Origin of the sequence: Collinsella aerofaciens ATCC 25986 (genome assembly GCF_964239575.1) — a bacterium.
Lineage (GTDB): Bacteria > Actinomycetota > Coriobacteriia > Coriobacteriales > Coriobacteriaceae > Collinsella > Collinsella aerofaciens_BQ.
Window position 1 is genome coordinate 369,679 of the sequence record NZ_CAXSQQ010000001.1, and the last position, 15,751, is coordinate 385,429.

At 59.9% G+C, this 15,751-nt stretch carries 14 protein-coding genes; 5 read left to right on the top strand and 9 right to left on the bottom strand.

What is annotated here, in order from left to right; all coding sequences use genetic code 11:
- Window positions 1-14: 14 nt before the first annotated feature.
- The 6 genes from ACESUZ_RS01795 to ACESUZ_RS01820 form a co-directional block, all read right to left on the bottom strand.
- Window positions 15-236 (bottom strand): FeoA family protein, encoded by a 222-nt coding sequence (locus ACESUZ_RS01795; protein ID WP_006234774.1) that lies wholly within the window; start codon window positions 234-236, stop codon window positions 15-17.
- A 40-nt stretch (window positions 237-276) separates the two neighbouring features.
- Window positions 277-519: a FeoA family protein gene (locus ACESUZ_RS01800; protein WP_022094360.1), complete on the bottom strand. Its 243-nt coding sequence runs from the start codon at window positions 517-519 to the stop codon at window positions 277-279.
- Between the two features lie 188 nt (window positions 520-707).
- Entirely contained in the window at window positions 708-956 is a 249-nt protein-coding gene (locus tag ACESUZ_RS01805) for an HPr family phosphocarrier protein (protein WP_196026107.1), read from the bottom strand.
- Between the two features lie 430 nt (window positions 957-1,386).
- Window positions 1,387-2,850 (bottom strand): amino acid permease, encoded by a 1,464-nt coding sequence (locus tag ACESUZ_RS01810; protein WP_196031474.1) that lies wholly within the window; start codon window positions 2,848-2,850, stop codon window positions 1,387-1,389.
- A 153-nt stretch (window positions 2,851-3,003) separates the two neighbouring features.
- Entirely contained in the window at window positions 3,004-3,459 is a 456-nt protein-coding gene (locus ACESUZ_RS01815) for a NanQ anomerase/TabA/YiaL family protein (protein WP_117563669.1), read from the bottom strand.
- Window positions 3,460-3,462: 3 nt separating this feature from the next.
- Window positions 3,463-6,471 (bottom strand): glycoside hydrolase family 2 TIM barrel-domain containing protein, encoded by a 3,009-nt coding sequence (locus tag ACESUZ_RS01820; RefSeq protein ID WP_373198132.1) that lies wholly within the window; start codon window positions 6,469-6,471, stop codon window positions 3,463-3,465.
- 376 nt (window positions 6,472-6,847) lie between these two features.
- On the opposite strand from ACESUZ_RS01820, the gene ACESUZ_RS01825 reads away from it, so the two are divergent.
- A complete protein-coding gene (locus ACESUZ_RS01825) occupies window positions 6,848-7,864 on the top strand; it encodes a LacI family DNA-binding transcriptional regulator (protein WP_373198133.1) in 1,017 nt (338 codons plus the stop codon).
- 306 nt (window positions 7,865-8,170) lie between these two features.
- On the opposite strand, the gene aspS is transcribed toward ACESUZ_RS01825, so the two are convergent.
- Complete coding sequence (aspS, locus tag ACESUZ_RS01830; RefSeq protein ID WP_373198134.1) at window positions 8,171-9,958, bottom strand: aspartate--tRNA ligase; 1,788 nt, start codon at window positions 9,956-9,958, stop codon at window positions 8,171-8,173.
- Between the two features lie 256 nt (window positions 9,959-10,214).
- Between aspS and serB the strand changes: the two genes are divergently transcribed.
- The 4 genes from serB (at window position 10,215) to ACESUZ_RS01850 (ending at window position 13,196) form a co-directional block, all read left to right on the top strand.
- Entirely contained in the window at window positions 10,215-10,850 is a 636-nt protein-coding gene (gene serB, locus ACESUZ_RS01835; protein WP_368142402.1) for a phosphoserine phosphatase SerB, read from the top strand.
- Window positions 10,851-10,964: 114 nt separating this feature from the next.
- A complete protein-coding gene (gene larB, locus ACESUZ_RS01840; RefSeq protein WP_373198135.1) occupies window positions 10,965-11,747 on the top strand; it encodes a nickel pincer cofactor biosynthesis protein LarB in 783 nt (260 codons plus the stop codon).
- A gap of 10 nt (window positions 11,748-11,757) precedes the next feature.
- Complete coding sequence (gene larC, locus ACESUZ_RS01845; RefSeq protein ID WP_373198136.1) at window positions 11,758-12,654, top strand: nickel pincer cofactor biosynthesis protein LarC; 897 nt, start codon at window positions 11,758-11,760, stop codon at window positions 12,652-12,654.
- Between the two features lie 2 nt (window positions 12,655-12,656).
- Complete coding sequence (locus ACESUZ_RS01850; RefSeq protein ID WP_373198137.1) at window positions 12,657-13,196, top strand: TetR/AcrR family transcriptional regulator; 540 nt, start codon at window positions 12,657-12,659, stop codon at window positions 13,194-13,196.
- Window positions 13,197-13,521: 325 nt separating this feature from the next.
- Here the strand turns inward: ACESUZ_RS01850 and larD are convergent, their stop codons facing one another.
- Both larD and larA read right to left on the bottom strand, forming a co-directional pair.
- Window positions 13,522-14,253 carry a D/L-lactic acid transporter LarD gene (gene larD, locus ACESUZ_RS01855; protein WP_373198138.1) on the bottom strand — a complete coding sequence of 244 codons (732 nt, stop codon included), beginning with the start codon at window positions 14,251-14,253 and terminating at the stop codon, window positions 13,522-13,524.
- A 49-nt stretch (window positions 14,254-14,302) separates the two neighbouring features.
- On the bottom strand, window positions 14,303-15,580 hold the full coding sequence (gene larA / locus ACESUZ_RS01860; protein ID WP_373198139.1) for a nickel-dependent lactate racemase: 1,278 nt from the start codon (window positions 15,578-15,580) through the stop codon (window positions 14,303-14,305).
- Between the last annotated feature and the right edge of the window lie 171 nt (window positions 15,581-15,751).

Genomic DNA, 15,751 nt, shown 5'->3' on the forward strand with positions numbered 1-15,751 from the left:
TGCGCCGCGAGTCCTTACTGAACCTCGACGACGGCGGCCTCCTCCTTGCGGATGGAAAGCTCGTAGCCGCGCACGTTGATCTCGACCGGATCACCGAGCGGTGCAACCTTCACGACCTTGAACGAAGTGCCCTTGATGAGCCCCAGGTCCATAAGGTGGCGGCGAAGCGCACCCTCACCGTGAAGCTTGACGATGGTGGAGCTCTCGCCCACCTTAACGTCACCCAACGTCTTCATTTACTTGTCCCCCTTTCAGTGCGTACAGAAATACCGTCGACTAACCGACGGTCATGATGTGCATGGCAACCTTGGAATCGATGCCAAAGCGTGCGCCCAGCACCGTGACGATGATATTGGCGCCACTCGAGCTCACCACGTGGATTTCGTTGCCCTCGACAAAGCCGAGGTCCTTGAGGTGGTGCTTCATATCCTCATTGCCCTTTACGCGAGACACGCGCACGGTTTCGCCCGCTTTTACCATCGAAAGCGGCATTGCCGGCATCTGCGGTCCGCAAGACATGAGTGGCTCCTAACGTCAGTTCGTCCTCAACATCGACGCGGTAAAAGTTAACCACGCCTATGTTCGCTTTAGTAAACTAACACGTGGTTAACTTTTTGGAAAGGGTCCCCATTCAGATTTCGAAAAAGTTTCCTATACGAAACAAAAGGGCACGGCAAAGGACCATCCTTTACCACGCCCTATCATGCTTAGAGTGAGAGATTTCTGATCGACGTAACGCAGGAAGCCTCGTCTACGCCCGAAACGCGGAAGATGATGTCCTCGCCGCACTCGCCGTAGAGAGCCATGAGTCCCATGACATCGCGGCCATTCGTGTGGCGATCGCCGATACTGACTGACACGTCGCAACGATGCTTGGCAATGATGTCATAGAGCAGCGCAACCGGGCGGGCATGTAATCCCAACGGATCTTTAATCGTCTTTGTAAACTCGACCATGTCCCCTCCCACGACATCGTACATTCGGCTGGCAAACCCAGCCATGTGGTAGTTATTGTAGCGTTAGATGCTTGTCGAGGACCCTTTCGGACACCCCGTGGACAAAAAGTGGCAAATATGAGTACTGTCACAAATTTAGTAGCAGCAGAATTGAGAGCAAATTGGCCGATTTGGCCGATTTGGCCGATTTTAATGTTTTGGAAGCCATCGAATCGCGTCTATAGGGGGTTAGGTAAATTGATTTTGAGCCCATTTTCGCTCAGAACAGGCCGAAAAATATGACACCTCTTTTGCAACAGTACTCATATTTGGCATTTTTTGCCCACAGGGTCCAAAACCATGCTCCAAAACACAAAAGGAGGGGCCTCGTAAGGCCCCTCCTTAGGAAAGGGAATCGATTTATTCCACAGCCGTAGATTAATCCTAGCCGCTACTCCATCATGTCGAGGACGGAGGGGCGAAGCTCGTTCTCAGCAGCCTCGGGATCGGTTTCGCGCAGGCGGTTGATGTAGCGGTTGTACCACATCACGGCAAGGCCCAGGAAGACAACCACGCCGCCGACGTTGTAGACCAGCGTCAGCCACAGCGGCTGATCGAGCGGAATGGTGCCGCAGATAAGCACGAAGCAGAAGACCACAAGCAGGAATGCAGCAATGACCAGGCCAAAGGTGCGCGAACCCATGCGGAAGCCACGGGGAGCAGCGTCGAAGTTCTTGCGCAACATAAAGTAGGCAAGCAGGATCAGCAGCGGCGGGAGCAGAGCGGTGGCAGCCGTCATGTTGGTGACGATCATGAGCAGGTCGTCGAGGTTACCGGAGCCCAGGGCCGGGATGATCAGGATGGGGACGACGATGGCGAACTGCAGCCAGGCAGCGCGGGCGGGAATGCCGTGCTCGTTGAGCTCGACGATCTTGCTACCAAAGACACCCTTGGGGATCTCGGTGAAGAAAACCTTGATGGGAGCAGAGGTCCACATCATGAGGGAGCCCAGCGTGGCGGCGAGAAGGATCAAGCCGATGGCGCGCGTAGACACTTCCATGGGAATGCCAAAGTGGGCAAAGACAGCGCCGAATACGTCGAAGATACCGGTGGAGATGGCAACGCCGCCCTCGGGGATGAACAGGTTAACCAGCAGCGAAGCGCCTGCATACAGAAGGCCGATGGTCAGACCGGCGATAACGACGGTGCGCACGAAGGCCTTGACGCCACCCTTAAGGTCGTTAAGGAACACGCCGACAGACTCAGCGCCGCCAACGCCCTGGATGATCCAGGCAAGCGTACCGAAGAAGCCCCACGCAGTTGCGAAGTTGCTCATGTCGGGAGCCATGTTAGCGGGAGTAGGAGCCGTAGCGAACTCAACGCCGCCAAAGGCAGCAGCCAGGGACAGCAGGATGAACACGGCGGTCAGGCCGAGAGCCGCGGTCGAACCGAAGGAGGAAATGGAGCCGATCCACTTAGCGCCCTTGGTCGAAACCCACGTGGCGATAGCAAAGACAACGATCTCGATAATGGTGATCCACAGCTGCGAAAGCTCGGCGTTGGCACCAAAGAACACGTAGCTCGCGTAGATGATGACGTTGGGCAGGACGGACGCAAAGAAGAACAGGTTAACGAACCAGTAGCTAAATGCCGTCAGGAACGCCCAGCGACCACCCATCGAGGTCTTAACCCATGCGTACACGCCCGACTCGGAGTCCTTGTTAAGGCCGACGAACTCGGCGGTAACCAGGGTATAGGGGACAAAGTACAAAAGCGTGGCGAAGAAGAACGACGGCGCGGCTGCTAAGCCGATGGCCGCGTTGTTGTTGATGATGTTCTTGATACCGAACACGGCGGCGACCGTCATGCCCAGCAGAGCGAACGAACCAATCGTTCCTCGTTTTTCAGAGCTCATAAGCCCTCCCAATCATCTATTAAATGTCATCTAAACCCGTCCGAGCTGCAAGTGCAAACACGGACGGCGCACCTGCTAAGGGGAATGGGGAAAAGGGAGTCAACAAAGCCATCCCCCTTAACGGCGCGAAGCAAACGTCCAAGCGGACGAATACTACTTGTTGGGGAAGGAATAACCTTCGACCGTCACGTGCAGTACCACGACGCGGGGATCCGCGGCATCGGCCACGACACGGTAGGCCTCGTCAATTTCGACGACGGCAACGCCGCCGGTGGGAATCGTCACGGTCTCCCCCGTACCCTCAAAGCGCTCGCGATCATCGATATCGCTGTAGGCGCGCGTACAGGTAAGATCGGCCTTGGAAGCCACCTCAACGGTCAGATTGCCGTCGAGCGGGGCGAGCACGGCATGGTAGCGACGGTGACCGACCAGATCGGCAGTAGCCGCCTCGTGGGCGTTCACCCACCAATACACCAGCGAGTCGCCGATAGAGTACGCCACATCGTGCTGCAGTTCAGAAACGCCGTCGAGTGCCTGACCGGTACGCATCCACTTCTTGACGGACTTCATCTGGGCGTCGAAATCGGCACGCGAGTTAAAGATATGCATGACTTATGCCTCCTTAATGGGTGCCAGCGCCTGAGCCAGATCGGCAGACGTCAGCGGTCGCAGGGACACCTCAAAGCTGAAGCTCTCAAAACGGGTGCGATAGGAATCGAGCACCTCGGAACCCCAAGAGTTCGAGCCAAGGCCGAGCAGCTGGTCGTTGATGTTGACCGTAACCGTGTCGCCCGGGACAAGATCGTAGACATGCTTGGCGTTATCGATAGCCTCGCAGCTATAGGGCCATGCGGAGAACGAGAACGGATTGGAAGCGGCGCCGCTCGGACGCGTCACGACCAGACCGTCACCGTGGCTGGAGCGCAGGGCGACCCAGCGGGTACCCTCGCGGTTGGCGCAGTCCTGGGGCATAACGTAGGGCGTGAACATGTCGTCGACCGTAGTGCGGTAATGACCGACCGGGTTGGCGCGCAGCGAGTCCGGATAGTTCTCGCCCGGGCCGTGGCCATACCACTCGACGGCACGATCACAACCGGGAACCTCAAAGGAGATGCCGATGCGCGGGATGATATCCGAGTAATCGCCGTAGGGCTCGCCGGAAACCTTGAGGTCGACGCGACCGCTCGGAAGCACGGTGTAGACAAGCTCGACGCGCATGCCGAACGCGCGGACGGGAGGAGCAATACGTTGGCTCACGGTAACGACGACCGCATTGCCGTCCTGCTTCCAAGAAACCTTGCGGGTGGATGTCTGCATTACATCAATGAAGTTGTCCTTCCACAGGGAGTCGTACTCCTGGGCGTGGTTGTCGACGAGCGGATGCCAAAAACCAACCTGGGGACCAGAGGCCATGACGTCACGGCCGGATGCCTTCCACTTGCTCACGGTGCCGTTTACCTTGCTGAAGGTCAGCTCGCCGTTGAGGGAGTGAATGCGAATCTCCTGCTCAGTCTCCTCGACCGTAAGCTCAGGACGAGTGGGAGCCGCGATGGCCGGCGCCGGATGGTTTGCGATGGCAAACTGGCTTGCGCCCAGTTGGAACATCGGCTCGCACCAGACGTGAGCGGCCATGGTGTAGGCGCGCACGGTCAGCAGGGTCTCGCCTACCGCGGCCTCGCGAATCACCAGCGGAAGCTTGACGGACGCGCCGGGGGCAACCGCGCCGGGCATGAGCGTCTTGCGGCAGACCACGTCGCCGTCCACCAGGGTCTCGGCCGACAGGCAGACATCCTCGAGAGTGGTGAACCAACGCTTGTTGGTGACGGTCAGCTCGCCCGCCTCGGCATCGTAGGCCATGCGAACCGGGCAGATGACCTGACCATACTCAGTGAGGCCCGGGCTCGGCTGCTGCCAGGGGAACACCATGCCGTCGATGCAGAAGTTGCTGTTGTTGGGGTAGTCGCCGTTGTCGCCGCCATACATGTCGTAGGCAACGCCGTCCTCGGTCACAGCAGCCAAGCCGTGGTCGCACCATTCCCAAATGAACTGGCCCTGGATGCAATCCCAGCGATCGAAGACCTCCTGGTACTCGGACAGGCCTCCGGGGCCATTGCCCATGGAGTGACCGTACTCGCAGTTGATGCGCGGCTTGGGGAACGGATGTTCACCAAAGTCGTTCATCTGCGACACACGGGAGTACATCGTGGAAATGACGTCGACGGTATCAGCGTTGCGGTCCTCCTCGTAGTGGACCGGACGACCATCGAGCTCGTGAGCCTTGGCATACATTGCACGGATGTTGCAGCCATAGCCGCTCTCGTTGCCCATCGACCACATAATGATGCAGGCGTGGTTGCGCTCCTGCATCACCAGGCGCTCAATGCGGTCGACGTAGGCCGGCTCCCATGCCGGGTCGTCGGTGACCAGGGCGATATTGCCGATATTCTCGAAGCCGTGGCTCTCCATATCGGTCTCGGCGACCAGCATGATGCCGTACTCGTCGCACAGCTCGTAGAAGCGCGGGTCGTTGGCGTAGTGGGACGTGCGCACCGCGTTGATGTTGTGCTGCTTCATGAGCTCCAGGTCGCGGCACATGCGATCGAGGCCCACGGCGCGGCCCTTGTGATCGTCGTGATCGTGGCGGTTGACGCCATGCATCTTAAAGTAAGTGCCGTTGAGGTAGATATGATTGCCCTCGACCGTCACCTCGGCAAGACCCTGGCGATGCGGGACGTACTCGCTCACCTTGTCGCCGTCGTAGACCTCAAACGTAAGGTCGTAGAGGAAGGGGTCCTCGGGATTCCAGAAGTGGGCATCGGTCACGCTGCACTCGGCATGGCCGTCGACGCACTCACCCGTAGCCACCACGTTCTCGCCATCGCTGAGCGTATACACAACGCGGGTAGCGCCCTCGGCCACCGTATCGAGCGTAATCAGAGCGGTATCGCCCTCGCGGTGCGTGCGGAACCTAAAGTCGACCAGGTGCGCGGCGGGACGCTGCACAAGGTACACATCGCGGAAAATGCCCGAGGCCCACCACATATCCTGGTCCTCGATATAGCTGCCATCGCTGTACTGCAGGACCTTGACCGCAAACAGGTTGTCGCCCTCGACGAGCGCGTCGGTCACGTCGAACTCGGCAGACAGGCGCGAGCCCTTGGTCATGCCGATAAACTGGCCGTTGACGTACAGCTCGCCATAGCTCTCGATGCCGTCGAAGCGAATGATCTCGCGAGCGCCGGCGGGAACAGCGGGAAGATTGACGATGCGCTGGTAGACGCCCGTGGGGTCGTCGGAGGGAACGAACGGCTGGTCCACCGGGAACGGGAAACCCTCGTCGGTATAGGCAAGATTGCCATAGCCGTCCACCTGCCACAGGTGCGGAACCTCCACGTGATCCCACTCGGGCTTGTACGTGGAGAGTTCCTCGTTGGAGACGGCAGCGGGGCCCTCAAAGAGGCGGAACTGCCACGAGCCGGACAGCTGGACAAACCCGCGCGACAGCTCGCGGCTGTACGTTGCAGCGAGATCGGCGGTCTCGTAACCCATAAAGTACGCATGGGGTGCCAGGCGGTTCCTGTGGGTGAGCGCTTGGTTTTCCCAATCGTTAATGGCGTCCATGGTGATGCTCCTTCGTCATCGTAGTGATTCTTGTGCAACCGGTTGTCCTTATCTTACGGGCGATGTAAAAAACTGTGCAACCGGTTGTCCGCTGAACGGTCGATTTGGCCGGGTTAACGGTGCAACCGGTTGTACAATCGCAACACTTATGTCACCCTGAGTATCGAAACTCAGCGCAAGACATCGTTCTTAAGCTCGTAGGCAACCTCCACGCCCGCTGATATCTCACCCACACGAGACGTATTCGATTCCGGCTTGGTTGCAAAACGACACCGGTCACCGGATATCATGAACGCTGTTCAGGCGCACTATAGTAAGCTGTATCCGCACTAGCCCGTATCAGTGACAACATCGACCGCATTTTCCAGGAGACGCCATGACCCAACCAGTTCGCACCGCACCTACGCTTGCCGAGGTTGCCGCAGCTGCCGGCGTGTCGCGCTCCACGGCATCGCGCGCCCTCAACGATTCGCCCCGCATTAGCGAGGAAACCAAAAAGCGCGTCCGCGCGGCGGCCAAGGAAGTCAATTTTGTCCCCAACGCTCGTGGCCGAGCGCTCGCTGTCGGGCGCACGGAAATCATCGCCGTGCTCGTGACCGAGCCTCTGAGTGAACTCTTCAGCGACCCCACCTATAGCGAGTTTTTGAGCGGCATTACCGAGGAACTTTCGGAGTCGTCCTATCTGCCCGTTATCTTGCAGGCGTCTTCTACGCATGAGCGCAACCGCGCACGCGAGCACTTTGAGCGCCGCTCGTTCGACGCCGTGATCGACGTCTCTCCCTACAAAGGCAGCGAGCTGCTCGAGGTGCTGCGCGAGCTGGGCGTACCCACCGTGTTGTGCGGCCAGCTCGAGGGCCACCCCTATCGCGATGTGTTCTCGACGGTCTACTCTGACGATGAAGAGGGCGGACATTTTGCGGCACTCGCCATGAAGGATCGCGGGCGCAAAGATATCGTCGCTGTGTTGGGACCGCAAGACAACCCCGCTGTTGCCGACCGCCTGCGCGGCTACCGCGCCGTCTTGGGCGAAGACCTCCCAGACGCAAACGTTATCTATACCGGCTGGAACAGCGGAGACGGCTATCAGGCCATGCACCAGATTCTCGCGCGCGAGATCGCTTTCGATGGCGTGCTCTGCGGATCGGACCGTATCGCGGCTGGCGTCATCACCGCACTCAACGAGGCAGGCCTATCCGTTCCGGCGGACGTTTCTGTCGTCAGCTTCGACGATCACGAGATTGCGACGCGCTGCGTCCCCGCGCTCACGACCGTCCGCCAGCCCCTGCGCGAAGAAGGCCACATGGCTGCCAACATTGCGCTCGACATGATCAAGGGTGCCGAGCCCACCACCTCCGTGATGCACATGCAGCTGATCCAGAGAGACTCGCTATAAGAAATTGGGGCAGGCTTTCCGCCAGACAGTTGTTGCGGAAAGCCTGCCCCGTTTTGAGCGCTCATTCTGGGGCACAGTTTCCGTTAGACAGCTCAACCGGAAACTGTGCCCCATTATTTTGCCGAATTCTGGGACGCGCTTTCCCAGAGGACCCCCCTTTGGGAAAGCGCGACCCGTTCTGGACGCAAATTCCGAGACGCAGTTTCCGCGACGCCCGGTCATCCCAAGCCCTCTCAACCTCGGCGCATAAAAAACGAGGGAAGGCACGCGTCCTTCCCTCGTTACAGGCAATATGTAGCCGCTTCCCTACATCAGGCGCAGGCTGACGTCCTTGAGCTGGGCGCCGGAAACGGCACTCGGAGCGCCCGACATGAGGTCGGAGCCGCTGGCCGTCTTGGGGAACGCCATGACGTCGCGGATGGAGTCGGAACCGGTGAGCAGCATGCACACGCGGTCCAGGCCCAGAGCGAAACCGCCCATCGGGGGCGCACCAAACTTGAGGGCCTCCATGAGGAAGCCGAACTGAGACTCGGCGCGCTCCTCGGTAAAGCCCAGGAGCTTGAGCATGGACATCTGCATCTCGGCGTTGTGGATACGCATACCGCCGCCGCCGGCCTCAAAGCCGTCCATGACAAAGTCGTAGGTGCAAGAACCGGCCGCCAACGGGTCGGCCTCTATCTTGGCGATGTCGGTCTCGGTCGGCAGGGTGAAGGGCTGATGCTCGGCCGCATAGGCCTTGCGGTCCTCATCCCAGTGGAACAGCGGGAAGTTGACGACCCACAGGAAGTCGTGGCCCTCGCGCTTGATCTCGAGCGCATTGGCCATGTGGGAACGCATGCCGCCCAGGATCTCGTCAGAGAGCAGGCGCGGGCCGGCGGCGAACATCACGAGGTCGCCAGGCTCGACGTCCATGCGCTCACGCAGAGCCGCCATCTCCTCGTCCGAGAAGAACTTGACGATGGGGCTGTTGATGGAGCCGTCCTCACGGAAGGCGATCCAGGCCAGGCCCTTGGCGCCAAACGTGGAGGCCACGCCGGCGAGCTTATCGATCTTGGCACGTGCCCAGGCGCCGGCGCCCTTGGCGTTGATGGCCTTGACGACAGAGCCCTCCTCGTTCGCGGCAGTCGCAAAGACCTTGAACTTGGAGTTGGCAAAGATGTCGGTCAGGTCGACCAGGTGCATGCCATAGCGGGTATCGGGCTTGTCGGAGCCATAGGTGTCCATGGCCTCCCAGTAGTTCATGCGACGCAGCGGCGTGGGCATCTCGACGCCCATGCGGCCGAAGGCATCGGCCAGGACCTCTTCGAGCACACTCATAACGTCGTTCTGGTCCACGAAGGACATCTCGATATCGACCTGGGTGAACTCGGGCTGACGGTCGGCACGCAGGTCCTCGTCGCGGAAGCACTTGGCGACCTGGTAGTAGCGCTCGACGCCACCGACCATGAGCAGCTGCTTCAGGAGCTGCGGGGACTGCGGCAGGGCGTAGAAGTTACCCGGCTGGATACGGCTGGGAACGATGAAGTCTCGAGCGCCCTCGGGCGTGGACTTAAACAGGGAGGGCGTCTCGACCTCCATGAACTCACGGTTGTGCAGCGCCTCGCGAATGGCAAAGGTGAAGTCGGAGCGCAGCTTGAGGTTGGCCATCATCTCGGGACGGCGGAGGTCCAGATAGCGATAGCGCAGGCGGGTGTCCTCGCTGGTCTCGATGCCGTCCTCGATCTGGAACGGCGGGGTGACGGACGTGTTGAGCACTTCGGCGTGGTCGGTCAGGACCTCGATCTCGCCGGTCGCGAGCTTGGTGTTGGTGGTCTCCTCGCCACGGGCGCGCACGACGCCGTGGATCTTGATGGGCCACTCGGGACGCATGGTCTCGGCGATCTTAAAGGCATCGCCGTCGGAGTGCTCGGGGTCGAAGGTGAGCTGCGTGATGCCCTCGCGGTCGCGAAGGTCGCAGAAGATAAGGCCGCCGTGATCGCGACGACGGCTCACCCAACCGGTGAGGGTGACCTCTTCGCCCACGTTCTCGAAGCGAAGCTCGCCGCAGGTACGGGTGTGCATGGAATGCTCATCGATGGGACGGGTCTGGCTCATACCAGTGATCCTCCTTTATGGATCTGTGCCGCCCCGTGTCGTTCCGGGCGGCGTCGTACAGATTTGCCCAGCCTGCGTAAACCGCGCAGCCAGACATGGCGTTCTATCTTATCGCACCCGCGTCGATGTGCCGCGAAAAAGTAGCTCTTGCCCAAAGACTTGACGGAGACGAAACAATTGACGCGGCCTGGCCGTCGCCAAGGCGCGCCGCGTGCGACAATGTGCCCCAATACAACCGCACTCGGAAAGGCCCGTCATGACCGCACGCCTCATCGTTATGGATATCGACTCCACGCTCATCAACCAGGAAGTCATCGACCTGTTGGGCGAGGAGGCCGGCGTGGGCGAGCAAGTTGCACAGATCACCGAACGCGCCATGCGCGGCGAGCTCGACTTTAAGCAGGCGCTCGAGGAGCGCGTGGGGCTGCTCGCCGACCTGGACGAGAGCGTATTCGAGCGCACCTTTGAGCGCGTGACATTTACCCCCGGCGCGCTGGAGCTTGTGCGCTCGGCACACAGCAAGGGCTGGAAGGTTGGCGTGGTAAGCGGCGGCTTTCACGAGGTCGCCGACAAGATCGTGGCCGCCGCGGGCATCGACTTTTGCCTCGCTAACCGCCTGGAGGTCGTGGACGGCAAGCTCACCGGCAAGCTGGCGGCAAACATTGTGACCAAGGAATCCAAGCTCATCCAGCTGCTGGATTGGGCAGTTGAGTGCGGTGTCGACATGGCCCACACCGTCGCGATCGGCGACGGCGCCAACGACATCCCCATGATTCAGGCTGCGGGCACGGGCATCGCGTTTTGCGCCAAGCCCAAGACGCGCGAAGCCGCCCCGTTTGCCATCGACGAGCGCAACCTGATGCTCGCCATGGACATCATCCTGCGTGACTAGCCGATCCGTCTAACAATTGAATCAGTCTGTCCTATAGTTTCCGAACAATTTTGTCTTAGTGTTCGGAAACATACCCTTTGAGTGCTAGACTTTGCGCCGTCGAAGGGAACATATATGGATAAGCAAGATCTTGAGCAATTGCTGAGCGATGTTGCCGGCGGAACAGTCACCCCGGCAGTCGCCCTCACGCGCATCCAAACGGCGCCAACCGCCGATCTGGGTTTTACACAGCTCGATCTTTCGCGCGGAGTGCGCCAGGGAGCCGGCGAGGTTGTCTACGGTGCCGGTAAAACCGCCAAGCAAATTGCCGCCATTATCGAAGCGCTGCGCGATGCCGGCCAGGAGCGCATCCTGGTCACGCGCCTGGATGCCGAAAAAGCAGCCCGTACCTCGGAGCTCCTCGACAACGGCATCGACCTGGGATATGTCCCGGACGCACAGCTCGCCCTCGTGGGCGGCAAGCCCTCCCCTACCGGCAACGGACGCATCGTCGTCGCCTGCGCCGGCACGAGCGACTTACCCGTCGCCGAAGAAGCCGCGTTGACGGCCGAGTTCTATGGCAACGAGGTCGACCGCCTCTACGACGTAGGTGTCGCCGGCCTGCACCGCCTGCTCGCGCATGCCGAGGAACTTGCCCAGGCGCAGGTGGTCATCGCCATCGCCGGCATGGAGGGCGCGCTGGCGAGCGTTATCGGCGGTCTGGTGAGCTGTCCGGTCATCGCCGTTCCCACCAGCGTTGGCTACGGCGCAAGTTTTGGTGGCGTAGCTGCACTGCTCGCCATGCTCAACTCCTGTGCCAGCGGCGTTTCGGTCGTCAATATCGACAACGGCTTTGGCGCCGCCTACCAGGCAAGTCTTATCAATCATCTGAGCGCCGGCACACCCCGCGCCCGCTAAGGAGCATTCCATGTCCAATCATCAGCACACGCTTATCATCGACGGCACCTCGGGCATCAGCGGCGATATGACCGTCGCGGCCCTGCTCGACCTGGGCGCCAGCGAGGAGCACCTGCGCGAACAGCTCGCCACACTGCCGGTCGACGGCTTTACGATCGCCGTCACGCGCGTAAACAAGCATGGCATCGACGCCTGCGATTTCGACGTTCAGCTGGCAGAAGAGCTCGAGAACCACGACCACGACATGGCATGGCTCTACGGCAACGAAGCAGCTGCCGAGCACACGCACGAGCATGAGCACCACCATCATGACCATGGCGAGCACGAACACGAGCACTGCCACGAGCATGACCATGAGGGTCACCATCACGCCCACCACCATCACCACCGTTCTTTGGCGGATGTCACCGCCATCATCGATGGCTCACGGCTAAGCGATGGTGCCAAGCGTCGTGCCCTCGCCATTTTTTCCGTACTCGCCGATGCCGAGGCAAAGGCTCACGGCAAAACGCCCGACACCGTCCTGTTTCACGAGGTGGGCGCCGTCGACTCCATCGTCGACGTCTGCTCTGTCGCCATCTGCCTCGACGACCTTGGTATTGAGGACATCGTGGTCGAGTCGCTCTCCGAGGGTCACGGCACCATCCACTGTGCCCACGGCCTCATGCCCATTCCCGTCCCCGCTGTCGTCAACCTGTGCCAGACGGGCAATATCGCCCTCACGCCTGCACCGGTCGCCGGCGAGCTCGTGACGCCGACGGGCGCCGCCATCGTCACCGCGCTGCGCACGTCCGACCAACTGCCCTCACGCTACCGCATCGAAGCCGTCGGCTACGGCGCCGGCAAACGCCCCTACGAAGGTTGCTCCGGTACGCTCCGCTGCCTGCTCGTTCACGCGGACGCATAGCCATGGATGCCCGCAAGGCAAAAAGCCGCGCTGCCATCGTTACGGCGTTCTCCGAGCTCCTGTGCGAGAAAGACTACGGCAAGATCACCGTCGGCGACATCATCGCTCGTGCCCACGTAGGTCGGGCCACGTTCTACGGGCTCTTCAAGAGCAAAGATGACCTGCTCGCTGAGCTCGTGCGCGATATCTGCACCCATGCCCTCGACGATGACGGTACGCCCCTCGATGACCCACTCGTACAGGTCGAGCATATCCTCAACAACCTCTGGAATCGTCGGCAGGGTGTACGGGCACTGGTAGCCGGCGCCGGCTCACGCGTCTTCGCCGACTGCTTACGCAAGACCATCTTGTTACGAGCAGCCGAAACCGTCCCTACCGACCCAAACGGCCCCGCCGCCACCATGGACCGAAGCTTCCTACTACACCACATAGCCTCAAGCTTCGTAGGAATGGTCCAATGGTGGGCCTGGCACAATTTCGAAGCCCCAAAAGAGGACGTAGCCAAAGACTACCTATCAGCCATCAAGCCCCTCTTCAACTAAGTAACTATCCCTTCCCAAAGTGCGAATCCCATTCCAAAATCCCGCTCCGACTTAAGACACTGCGCATCCCAAAGTGTCTGCAAAAGCCCAACGCCCCCAACAGCAACAAGCCCCTCCCATCCAAATTCAGATATATATGTTGGGTTGCTTGTTCGAACACAGCCAAGAGTGCCCAGGGCTCGGTAGGGGTTAACTTTCCAACGCATTCCGCAGGACGCAAAAAAGCTCGCCACACGAAGTGCGCAGCGAGCCTTTTTTGCATGTCCGAGGACGCGTTGGAAAGTTAACCCCTACCGAGCCCGGACCTTATAGAGCCGTCCTTTGACTAGAACATGCCCAAGAAACCATGCACAAACAGTGCAGCCAGAGCAGCGCCGACAAACGGAGCGATGCCAGGAACGAGCAGGCCGTACTTCCAGTTGTTGTCAGCCTTGTTCTTGATCGGCAGCACCTGATAGGCCATGCGAGGACCAAGGTCACGGGCTTGGTTCATGGCGAAGCCGGTGATGCCGCCCATGCCCATGCCAACGGCCCAAACGATCAGGCCGACGCAGATGGCGAGCATCAGAACGTTCTCGCCGGCGCGGTTAGCGGCAGCGAGGATGGCGCTGATGAACACAAAGGTGCAGATAGCCTCGCAGAAGAAGTTACGGGCGTAGTTCGTACCCTCGGTGGTGGGGTTGGTCGAGAAGATGTTGCGCTGGGCAATGGGGTCGACGACGCCATCGGAAGCCTTGAACTCATCGGCATACATCAACCACGCGATCACGGCGCCCGCAAAGCCGCCGAGCATATCGGCAATCATGAAGGGAATGCAGCTGCTCCACGGCACCAGGCCTACGATGCACTGGGCAAGCACCATGGCGGGGTTCATGCACACGGCGCCGCCAAAGATAAACAGAGCGACCGAGATGCCAAAAGACCAGGTGGTGATGGCAAACATGTGGCCGGAGCCCTGATGCTTGGTGCCCTTAAGCACGGTATCGCAGTGTACGCCCACGCCAAAGATGATCATGAGGGCCGTTGCGCCGAATTCGCAGAGGAGTTTGGTAAGCATAAAACCTTATCTTTCTTGTCGGTTAAAAACGATTCGTTTAGGCCACGCACTAGTGCTGCGCGACGACAACGCCCAGGCCATCGGGAATGACGGCCACCTTGGCATCGGCACCCTTCATCTCAAAGGCGAGCTTGAGCGCCTCCTCGAGGGTGTTGACCGGCGTCATGTGCATATCCTTAATCATCTGGTGATCGCACAGGTCGGTAACCATGATCACAGGGTGATGTGCCAGGATGCGGGCGAAAATCTGGCTCGTCCACTGGTCGGGCAGGGTCTCGTCCTTAGGACGGTCGATGCAGGCGCGCTCAAACTCTGCCGGATCGTTGTCGGCGATGTTGTGATAGAAGCCCTCGCCGCCGTGACCGTCGGCACAACCGGCGACGTCGATAATCACACCGCCCTCGGGAAGCGTGGCCTCGGCAGAGCACATGCCCTTCACGGCCTGGTAGATGTTCTGGTCGAGCGGGTAGCCGCCGTTGGTGGTGACGGCAATCTCGCACTCGACGGGCTCAACGCCGGCAAGGCTCTTCACGAACTCGCAGCCAGCCTCGTGCGCCTTGTGGATGTCGCCGGCAAAGGAGCCGATGACCTCGTGCTTGCCGTTGAGCACCACGTTAAGCACAAAGGCAAGGTGAGCCATCTCGGCAGCGGCGAACATGTCCTCGCTCACGTGGTTGTGGCACAGATTGCCGGCACGCGAGTGGGAATCGTTCACAAACTGGCCGTTGTGGTTGTACATGATGGTCTTGTAGCTGGCGATACCGGGAAGGACGGACTTGCGGCTGCCAGAGAAACCGGCAAAGAAGTGCGGCTCAATAAAGCCCTCGGCAAGCAGCAGATCGCAATCGACGGCAATCTTATTGATGATGCACTCGCCACCAGAAGGCAGGGTGCCGATCTTTTTCATCATGCTGTCGTCAGTCGCGACGTGCATAACGATTTCCTCGTTGGCAACAATTTCCTCGCCGTACTTGTTGACGAGCTCCTCGTGCGTCGACGGACGATGCATACCCGTAGCAACCAAAATACGCACGCGAGCCTCGGGCGCAGCGGAATGGATGTGATGCAGCAGAATAGGCATCGTCACACGCGAGGGAACGGGGCGCGTATGGTCGGAGCTAATGATGACAATATCCTTCTTGCCAGCGCAAAGCTCCTCGAGCGAAGGCGAGCCATAAGGGTTGGCAAGCGACTCCTCTACCAGCTCTTCCTGCGATTTTGTAGTCTTAAACTCGTTTTGATGATCCTCCATCACACCGGCGAAGTTTTTATCCTCGAGCTCCAGATGCAGCGTCTTGTGGTCAAACGGCAGTTCACATTCAAACAACGACGAGCGCCCTCTTCCTTTCAACTGACACACTAGATAAACCGTTGGAAGGATACGCCGCTCACCGAAAAACTCCACCGTCCACCGACTCATTGGTAGTGTCGAGAAAGTTGGTGTAGAGCCCCATCCGAAGCGAGTCGGCCCGGCGTCCTAGAATCTGGAACACGGTTG

Bases quoted from the DNA above. Each gene is read 5' to 3' on its own strand.
- ACESUZ_RS01795 (WP_006234774.1), bottom strand. From the start codon at position 236: ATGAAGACGTTGGGTGACGTTAAGGTGGGCGAGAGCTCCACCATCGTC.
- ACESUZ_RS01800 (WP_022094360.1), bottom strand. From the start codon at position 519: ATGTCTTGCGGACCGCAGATGCCGGCAATGCCGCTTTCGATGGTAAAA.
- ACESUZ_RS01805 (WP_196026107.1), bottom strand. From the start codon at position 956: ATGGTCGAGTTTACAAAGACGATTAAAGATCCGTTGGGATTACATGCC.
- ACESUZ_RS01810 (WP_196031474.1), bottom strand. From the start codon at position 2,850: ATGAGCTCTGAAAAACGAGGAACGATTGGTTCGTTCGCTCTGCTGGGC.
- ACESUZ_RS01815 (WP_117563669.1), bottom strand. From the start codon at position 3,459: ATGCATATCTTTAACTCGCGTGCCGATTTCGACGCCCAGATGAAGTCC.
- ACESUZ_RS01820 (WP_373198132.1), bottom strand. From the start codon at position 6,471: ATGGACGCCATTAACGATTGGGAAAACCAAGCGCTCACCCACAGGAAC.
- ACESUZ_RS01825 (WP_373198133.1), top strand. From the start codon at position 6,848: ATGACCCAACCAGTTCGCACCGCACCTACGCTTGCCGAGGTTGCCGCA.
- aspS (WP_373198134.1), bottom strand. From the start codon at position 9,958: ATGAGCCAGACCCGTCCCATCGATGAGCATTCCATGCACACCCGTACC.
- serB (WP_368142402.1), top strand. From the start codon at position 10,215: ATGACCGCACGCCTCATCGTTATGGATATCGACTCCACGCTCATCAAC.
- larB (WP_373198135.1), top strand. From the start codon at position 10,965: ATGGATAAGCAAGATCTTGAGCAATTGCTGAGCGATGTTGCCGGCGGA.
- larC (WP_373198136.1), top strand. From the start codon at position 11,758: ATGTCCAATCATCAGCACACGCTTATCATCGACGGCACCTCGGGCATC.
- ACESUZ_RS01850 (WP_373198137.1), top strand. From the start codon at position 12,657: ATGGATGCCCGCAAGGCAAAAAGCCGCGCTGCCATCGTTACGGCGTTC.
- larD (WP_373198138.1), bottom strand. From the start codon at position 14,253: ATGCTTACCAAACTCCTCTGCGAATTCGGCGCAACGGCCCTCATGATC.